The organism is Salinivibrio sp. PR919 (genome assembly GCF_001995355.1).
GTDB classification, from domain to species: Bacteria; Pseudomonadota; Gammaproteobacteria; order Enterobacterales; family Vibrionaceae; genus Salinivibrio; species Salinivibrio proteolyticus.
This window is the reverse complement of the sequence record NZ_MUFL01000126.1, coordinates 1-5,777: the sequence shown is the minus strand read 5'-3', so window position 1 is coordinate 5,777 and position 5,777 is coordinate 1. Positions and strand designations below refer to the sequence as shown.

Here is a 5,777-nt window from a genome sequence, read left to right as displayed (position 1 = left end):
TTAAGAACCAGAGTAAACTTGTACAAATAAAAAATATTGTACAAAAGTGATCCTTCGCCTACATTGAGTTGTACAACAAAATATAAATGTACAACTCTGCGGCTCATGCCGCTTGATAAGAAGAGGTGAAGCATGTCGTTTCCAGTTGGTGTTAGCGCATGTGTGATTGGTGAAAAGGTGCGTTTTGATAGCGGCCATAAACGCAGCCCGTTTGTGACCAAAGAGCTCGCTCCCTATGTCAATTTTGTCCCTGTGTGTCCGGAAGTCGCAATCGGCTTACCGGTGCCAAGGCCGACGATTCGTTTATTAGACAAGGGTAATGTGGGCGACATTCGTTTGGTTGAGACCAAAGACGCCAGCAAAGATCATACTGAAAAAATGGTGGCCTTTAGTGAACGAAAAGCGGATGAATTGGCCCATAAAGCACTACGTGGCTATATCGTTTGTGCCAAGTCGCCCACTTGTGGCATGGAGCGTGTCAAAGTCTATCGGGAAAATGGCTACACCTCTGATATCTCTGGGGTAGGGCTGTATACCCAAGCATTAATGGAACGTATGCCGTGGCTGCCGATTGAAGAAGATGGCCGATTAAATGATCCCATCCTGCGTGAGAATTTTGTGTTCCGGTTATTTGCGTTAGACGATTTATATCGCAGTGTCGAAAGTGGCGTGACAAGAAAAGCACTGGTTGCATTCCACTCGCGGTACAAATTAGTGTTGATGGCGCACTCGCCTGAGCGTTACCGAGAATTGGGCCGTTTTATGGCGAACATCGCGGAGTACGATATTGATGATTTCTTCCACCAGTATCGCACGCAGTTTATGCAGTCGTTGGCTATCCGTGCGACGCGGAAAAAGCACACCAATGTGCTGATGCACCTGCAAGGCTATTTTAAGAACAACTTAGACAAGAGCCAAAAAGCAGAGCTGACTCACCTTATTCATGCTTACCGTCAAGGCACGATGCCGCTGTTAGCGCCGTTGACCCTCATTGCTCACCATTTGCACAACCACCCAGATGATTACCTTGCTAGTCAAGCGTATCTGAAGCCGTATCCAGATGCCTTGAGGTTACGTTATGGACTCTAATCCCGAAAGCACGCTGACGATCAGCCAAGTCGCTGATCGTACCGGCGTTAATCCAGTGACATTGCGCGCATGGCAACGCCGTTATGGCTTGCTGTCTCCGGCTAGAACACCGAAAGGTCATCGTCTTTACAGTGATGAAGACGTCGCCATGATTGGTCGGATCTTACGTTGGCTAGACAAAGGTGTTCCGATCAGCAAAGTGAAACCGTTACTGTCGCAAACCGAGACCCAAATAGATAGCGAAGATGACACGTTAGCCCGTGAGCTGATGAAGTTGATTCATGACTTATCACTGAAAAAACTCGGCCAGCACGTTGAAACCTTATTAAAAGAATATCCGTTTTATTGGCTCATCGAACACGTCTTTACGCCGCTAGATACGTGGTTGGATGAGGAGCAAAGCGCCATCTGTTCTCTGCAGAAAGATATGTGGCGCAGTACGGTAATCGAAAAATGCCAAGCGGCAATGTTGGCGAACGCAAAACGCAACAGTAAGTTCCCTTGTTGGTTAGTGACACTTACTGACACAGAAGATTATCAGCGCACCATGATGGCGATGCGTCTGAATGAGAAAGGTTACAACGTCACTATCTTGCGTGAGCCACATTCCCAACTTGGCCTTATCCTCGAAGTGATGCGAGAGCAAAAGATCCCCACGCTCGCAGTGATGGCTGCGCACCGTCTCGATCGTTCCCAGCTTAATCAGCTACGGCAGTGTTACGCACAATCTGACATTCACATTGTGAGCCAGCCATTTATTTGCTCCGTACATGGAGACGAGCTAAAAGAACTCAAGGAGAACAATCCGTTATGCATTTAGTTTGGTTTCGACGCGATCTGCGCTGCCTCGACAATCGTGCACTGCATGCAGCGTGCGAAGCAAACGAGCCTGTTGTGGGCCTTTTTGTGGAAACACCGGATCAATGGGCTGCCCACCATATGGCCCCGATTCAGGCAGGATTGATTGAAGCAAGGCTTAAGGCGCTGCGTGACGAACTCAGTGCACTTAACATTCCGCTGTTGGTGACAAGAGCCGCTGACTATAAGAAGGCGTCTGAAACGGTCGCAACCCTTGCGAACTCGCTGAACGTCAACGCTGTGTTTGTGAATCGTGAATACGAGCTGAATGAGCAAAATCGCGATCGCCAAGCACAGCAACGACTAGAGGAGCAGGGCATTGATTGGTACGCCTACCATGACCGCAATCTATTTGCGCCCGGCACGATTCGTTCTGGGAAAGGCGATGCGTATAAAGTCTTTACCCCGTTTAAAAAAGCCTGTCTACGTGCATTAGAAGGCATGGATCAGTCACCGCTCAAGGCGCCAGCTGCTCGTGCTGATGATACGCGGTTAACTACTATTTTTGCTTCTCTTGAGCCGATTGAATTTGACTATCCAACCGAGGCCGTCTCGGCATGGCCGACCACGGAAAAAGCCATCTTAGATAAGTTACGCACTTATTGCCGAGAACAAGCCGCAGATTACAAGACGCAACGGGATTTCCCTGCCATTGATGGCACCAGTCAGCTGTCACCGTATCTTGCCATTGGCGCATTGTCCCCTCGCCAATGCTTAGCGCGACTGCAATCTGAGCATCCGCACTGGCGCGAGCCCGATTCAGGCGCAGCAACTTGGTTGTCAGAGTTAATCTGGCGAGATTTCTATCAAGAAGTGAGCGCCCAAAACCCCAGTATTAGCAAAAAGCATTGCTTTTTAGAGTGGGGAGAGTCTGTGGTGTGGGATAACGACAACGCCCGCTTTGAAGCGTGGAAAGCGGGTAAAACCGGCTTTCCGATTGTGGATGCTGCGATGCAGCAATTAAACACCACTGGATGGATGCATAACCGCCTGCGGATGATAGTGGCCAGCTTTTTAACCAAGGACTTGCTCATCGATTGGCGTTGGGGGGAGGACTACTTTATGTCCAAGCTGATTGACGGCGACTTTGCGTCCAACAACGGAGGTTGGCAATGGTCAGCGTCAGTTGGCACCGATGCGCAGCCTTACTTTCGAATTTTTAATCCGACAACCCAAGGGGAGCGCTTCGACAGTGATGGGCGCTTCATACGTCGTTGGCTACCAGCACTAAAAGAGGTGCCTGGTAAGCAAATCCATCAACCTTGGTCGTGGGCGGAAAAGTATGCGCAGTCATTGGATTACCCCAAACCGATCATTGATCATGCTAAGCAGCGCAAACAGGCATTAGCGATTTTTGAGGCGGCCAAAAATCAGCCCAAGGAGTCTGCATAATGGAGAGCGGGAGCGTTCAAACTCAAGTGGCGCGTTTTGCGGAAGTCTATCAAGCACTCAGTAAAGACAATTTGGCATCGCTTGAAACGATCTACCACCCCGACATTGTGTTTATCGACCCAGCACACCGTATTGAAGGGCTATCTGCGTTCTTAGCGTACTTTGCTTCTTTGTATCAAAACGTCACCAGCTGTCAGTTTGATATTCACCATACGACGGCTGGCGACAGTGATGCGTTCGTGACGTGGACCATGACGTTTTCTCATCCGCGTGTACAACAAGGCAAACTGAGACAGGTGCATGGTTGCTCGCATTTGACGTTTACGGATGGGCGAATCAGTCGTCACCGCGACTATTTTGACATGGGCGAAATGATTTATGAGGCCTTGCCGTTGATGGGTCGACTACTCACTTATATAAAAGCGAGGTTAGGACAATGAAACAGGTTGTGATTACTGGCGCGACATCGGGGATTGGCGAGCAATTAGCGCGAGACTATGCGCGCCAAGGGTGGCGCGTTATTGCGTGTGGTCGTAACAAAGACAAGCTCGATGCGATGCAGCAGGATCATGCGTCTCTCGAGCCGTTAGTGTTTGATGCCACAGACAGGGACCAAACCCATCAAGCGCTCGGTGCCTTATCAGCAAGCTCTGATTTGGTGATCCTAAATGCCGGTACCTGTGAATACATCGACTACGGAAAAATCGATGTACCCTTGTTTAAACGCGTATTCGATATCAACGTGTTTGGCGTCCTTAATTGTATCGAAGCCTTGCAGGCAAGCTTTGTGCCGGGCACCCATTTGGCGATCGTTGGCTCTTCAGCGAGTTACATGCCTTTACCTCGCGCAGAGGCATATGGCGCATCTAAAGCTGCTATCAGTTATCTAGCCAATACGCTATCGGTTGATCTCGCTCATCAAGGAGTGACAGTGTCACTCGTTTCGCCTGGGTTTGTTAAAACGCCACTAACGGATAAAAACGATTTCGCCATGCCGATGCGGGTGACCGTCGAGCAAGCGTCGGCGGCCATTCAAGCAGGGCTTGAGAAACGCAAAGCAGAAGTTCACTTTCCGCGTAAGTTTACCTATTTCCTGAAAATTATCGCCTTACTCCCTACATCATGGCAGATCGCCATTGCTCGACGCATGACAAGGAAACAAGCATGAAAATTGCCATTATCGGCTCCGGTATTGCGGGCCTGACATGTGCCCACTATTTAAATAAGCGTCATGACATTCAGCTCTTTGAAGCCAATGACTATCTCGGTGGCCACACGGCGACCGTTGACGTAGAAGTTGAGAGTGGACGCTATGCGATCGACACGGGCTTTATCGTGTTTAACGATCGTACTTATCCGAATTATGAACGTTTACTGGAAGAAATCGGGGTAGGTCGACAGCCTTCTGAGATGAGTTTTAGTGTGCGTAACGATGAAAATGGTCTGGAATACAACGGACATAGCTTAGCGTCGCTGTTCGCACAAAAACGTAATGTGGTGAATGTTCGGTTTTACCGTTTCTTAGCCGAGATTATGCGTTTTAACCGTTTGGCGCGTGAGGCCCATCAGCGCGGCCAAGTATCAGAACAGTTGGCTATGCACACCTTGGGTGAGTTCCTTAACCAGCACGGATTTAGCGACTATTTTTGTCAAAACTATATCTTACCGATGGGGGCGGCAATATGGTCCTCCACACTTTCAGATATGCGCGGATTTCCTCTGGCATTTTTCCTCCGTTTTTTCCAAAACCACGGCTTGCTGGATATTACAAATCGCCCGCAGTGGTACGTCATTCCGGGTGGCTCGCGTGAATATGTTAGAAAGCTCACCCCAGCGTTTGCTGAAAAGATCCAATTAAACACCCCCGTTAGGCAAGTAACCCGTCACCAGCATGGCGTTGTGCTCACCACAGAGAGTGGCGAGTATCAGTTCGATCATGTCATTTTTGCTTGCCATAGCGATCAAGCCCTGTCGATGCTAGCCGATCCTTCAACAGCTGAACGTGAAGTGTTAGGCGCAATTCCGTATCAAGATAACGAGGTTGTGCTCCATACCGATACCTCACTACTTCCCACTCGCAAAGGGGCATGGGCGAGCTGGAACTATCATCTGCCCGTGTCAGAAGATATAGACACGCAACCTGCAGCTTTGACCTACAATATGAATATATTGCAGTCAATTCAGGCGCCTGAAACCTTCTGTGTCACGCTAAATCAAACGGATCGAATCGATCCGAGTAAGATTTTACGGCAGTTTGTGTATGCGCATCCGGTATTTAATACCGAAAGCGTCGCCGCGCAGCAACAGCGCCATCGAATTAATGGCCAGCAACGAAGCTGGTTCTGTGGCGCCTACTGGTACAACGGCTTCCATGAAGATGGTGTGCGCAGTGCGCTCGATGTAGTTGAGGAAATGAGTTAGTGAGTACAGTGGCAGAA

The 5,777-nt window shown here is 49.3% G+C and carries 6 protein-coding genes; all 6 read left to right on the top strand.

Going from position 1 to position 5,777, the window contains the following annotated elements; all coding sequences use genetic code 11:
• Window positions 1-132: 132 nt before the first annotated feature.
• Genes BZG83_RS15665 through BZG83_RS15640 form a run of 6 tightly spaced genes read left to right on the top strand, consistent with a single transcriptional unit; the run spans window position 133 to window position 5,760 of the window.
• Window positions 133-1,089 (top strand): YbgA family protein, encoded by a 957-nt coding sequence (locus BZG83_RS15665; protein WP_077481936.1) that lies wholly within the window; start codon window positions 133-135, stop codon window positions 1,087-1,089.
• Window positions 1,079-1,909: a MerR family transcriptional regulator gene (locus BZG83_RS15660; protein WP_077481934.1), complete on the top strand. Its 831-nt coding sequence runs from the start codon at window positions 1,079-1,081 to the stop codon at window positions 1,907-1,909. Before BZG83_RS15665 ends, BZG83_RS15660 begins: the two co-directional genes overlap by 11 nt.
• The gene (gene phrB / locus BZG83_RS15655; protein WP_077481932.1) at window positions 1,900-3,339 is read left to right on the top strand and encodes a deoxyribodipyrimidine photo-lyase; all 1,440 of its coding nucleotides are present in this window, start codon (window positions 1,900-1,902) and stop codon (window positions 3,337-3,339) included. The genes BZG83_RS15660 and phrB overlap by 10 nt, the downstream gene beginning before the upstream one ends.
• The gene (locus tag BZG83_RS15650) at window positions 3,339-3,779 is read left to right on the top strand and encodes a nuclear transport factor 2 family protein (RefSeq protein WP_077481930.1); all 441 of its coding nucleotides are present in this window, start codon (window positions 3,339-3,341) and stop codon (window positions 3,777-3,779) included. The genes phrB and BZG83_RS15650 overlap by 1 nt, the downstream gene beginning before the upstream one ends.
• Window positions 3,776-4,507, top strand: coding sequence for an SDR family NAD(P)-dependent oxidoreductase (locus BZG83_RS15645; RefSeq protein WP_077481928.1), 732 nt, complete (start codon window positions 3,776-3,778; stop codon window positions 4,505-4,507). Before BZG83_RS15650 ends, BZG83_RS15645 begins: the two co-directional genes overlap by 4 nt.
• The gene (locus BZG83_RS15640; RefSeq protein ID WP_077481926.1) at window positions 4,504-5,760 is read left to right on the top strand and encodes an NAD(P)/FAD-dependent oxidoreductase; all 1,257 of its coding nucleotides are present in this window, start codon (window positions 4,504-4,506) and stop codon (window positions 5,758-5,760) included. Before BZG83_RS15645 ends, BZG83_RS15640 begins: the two co-directional genes overlap by 4 nt.
• The last annotated feature ends 17 nt before the right edge of the window (window positions 5,761-5,777 follow it).

Excerpts from the sequence above, each read along its gene's own strand:
- BZG83_RS15665 (WP_077481936.1), top strand. The coding sequence starts at position 133 with ATGTCGTTTCCAGTTGGTGTTAGCGCATGTGTGATTGGTGAAAAGGTG.
- BZG83_RS15660 (WP_077481934.1), top strand. The coding sequence starts at position 1,079 with ATGGACTCTAATCCCGAAAGCACGCTGACGATCAGCCAAGTCGCTGAT.
- BZG83_RS15640 (WP_077481926.1), top strand. The coding sequence starts at position 4,504 with ATGAAAATTGCCATTATCGGCTCCGGTATTGCGGGCCTGACATGTGCC.
- phrB (WP_077481932.1), top strand. The coding sequence starts at position 1,900 with ATGCATTTAGTTTGGTTTCGACGCGATCTGCGCTGCCTCGACAATCGT.
- BZG83_RS15650 (WP_077481930.1), top strand. The coding sequence starts at position 3,339 with ATGGAGAGCGGGAGCGTTCAAACTCAAGTGGCGCGTTTTGCGGAAGTC.
- BZG83_RS15645 (WP_077481928.1), top strand. The coding sequence starts at position 3,776 with ATGAAACAGGTTGTGATTACTGGCGCGACATCGGGGATTGGCGAGCAA.